The 1,156-nt window shown below is 42.0% G+C and carries 1 protein-coding gene; it reads left to right on the forward strand.

Annotation, left to right across the window (positions count from 1 at the left end):
* Positions 1-78: 78 nt before the first annotated feature.
* Positions 79-1,156, forward strand: a protein-coding gene (locus BCG07_RS15950) for an IS3 family transposase (RefSeq protein ID WP_286891065.1) whose coding sequence is annotated in 2 segments (ribosomal slippage) — positions 79-337 and positions 337-1,156 — 1,079 coding nt annotated over the 2 segments. Because the reading frame shifts where the segments join, the coding sequence is not laid out codon by codon here. This gene is flagged as partial in the annotation.

Genomic DNA, 1,156 nt, shown 5'->3' on the forward strand with positions numbered 1-1,156 from the left:
TTGTAGTGGTACAGTGATTTTGGCCACCCATTAAGAAAGAAATGTTATGCTAATAAGCATACAAATTTGGGTGAAAAAATGACGAAATTAAAACGCGCAACGTATTCTGCGGCAATCAAATTAGAAACAGCTCAGCTTGTAGTTGACCAAAGTTATACTCAAGAAGAAGCAGCCAAAGCGATGGGGGTGGGTAAATCAACCGTCAGTAAGTGGGTTACTCAATTAAAGCAAGAGCGGAGTGGCCAGACACCATCTGCTTCACCAATGACGCCCGAACAAATTGAAATCCGCGAACTTAAAAAGCAAATCCAACGCATTAAATTAGAAAAGGATATATTAAAAAAGGCTACCGCTCTCTTGATGTCCGACTCCCTGAACAATTCTCGTTAATTGAGAAACTAAATCAACGAGAGCGTTACCCAATTAGCGTGCTGTGTAACGTATTCAATGTGCATCGTAGCAGCTATAAATATTGGGCTATACGGGATACAACGCCGACGCCAGAGCAAATAAGGCTAGAAGCTGAAGTTAAAGCCATACATGCAATGAGCGGCGGCTCAGCTGGGGCGCGGACAATCGCGGCAATAGCAACGAACAATGATTTTGAATTGAGTCGTTATCGTGCTGCTAAGCTAATGGTTAAATTAAAGCTTGAAAGCTGCCAAGTACCTCAACATTCATATAAACGCGGTGGTAATGAGCACCTTGAAATTCCAAATCTGCTTGATAGACAATTTGATGTTGTTGAGCCAGATACCGTGTGGTGCGGTGATGTGACGTATATTTGGACAGGCAATCGCTGGGCCTATTTAGCGGTCGTTGTTGATTTGTTTGCACGTAAAGTCGTTGGTTGGGCAATGTCGTTGTCGCCAGATACTAACTTAACGCTAAAAGCGCTTGAACTCGCGTATGAAAGCAGAGGTAAGCCAAGTGGACTGATGTTTCATTCAGACCAAGGTAGTCATTATACAAGTTTAAAATATCGTCAACGTTTATGGCGCTATAAAATTACACAAAGTATGAGCAGGCGCGGAAATTGTTGGGATAATGCGCCAATGGAGCGATTTTTTAGAAGCTTTAAAACGGAGTGGATGCCAAAGGTTGGATACGAAAACTTTAAAGATGCTAAATATAGTGTGAGTGATTATATCAACGG

Origin of the sequence: Pseudoalteromonas sp. ESRF-bin5 (assembly GCF_002632075.1) — a bacterium.
In the GTDB taxonomy this organism is placed as follows: domain Bacteria; phylum Pseudomonadota; class Gammaproteobacteria; order Enterobacterales; family Alteromonadaceae; genus Pseudoalteromonas; species Pseudoalteromonas marina.